The sequence below is a fragment of the Pseudomonas sp. SIMBA_041 genome (genome assembly GCF_046535095.1).
GTDB classification, from domain to species: domain Bacteria; phylum Pseudomonadota; class Gammaproteobacteria; order Pseudomonadales; family Pseudomonadaceae; genus Aquipseudomonas; species Aquipseudomonas mucoides.
Genome location: NZ_JAWRXJ010000534.1, coordinates 1 through 258 on the forward strand (window position 1 = coordinate 1; position 258 = coordinate 258).

The following is a 258-nucleotide window of genomic DNA, read 5'->3' on the forward strand; positions in this document are numbered from 1 at the left end:
GCAAAGCCGACGTCGATAAACTGCCAATTCCGGACCCGGAAGATGAGCTGGGTTACGTGATGAACGCGGTGCGTACCATTCGTCGCGAACTGAAAGGCGAAGTGCCGCTGATTGGTTTTTCCGGCAGCCCGTGGACGCTGGCGACCTACATGGTGGAAGGCGGCAGCAGCAAAGCGTTCACCGTGATCAAAAAAATGATGTATGCCGATCCGCAGGCGCTGCACGCTCTACTCGATAAACTGGCGAAAAGCGTCACTT

At 55.8% G+C, this 258-nt stretch carries 1 protein-coding gene; it reads left to right on the forward strand.

All coding sequences use genetic code 11. From position 1 onward, the window contains the following. Window positions 1–258, forward strand: a 258-nt coding sequence (locus tag SB725_RS32240; RefSeq protein WP_410923561.1) for a uroporphyrinogen decarboxylase family protein, incomplete at both ends; no start/stop codon positions are given.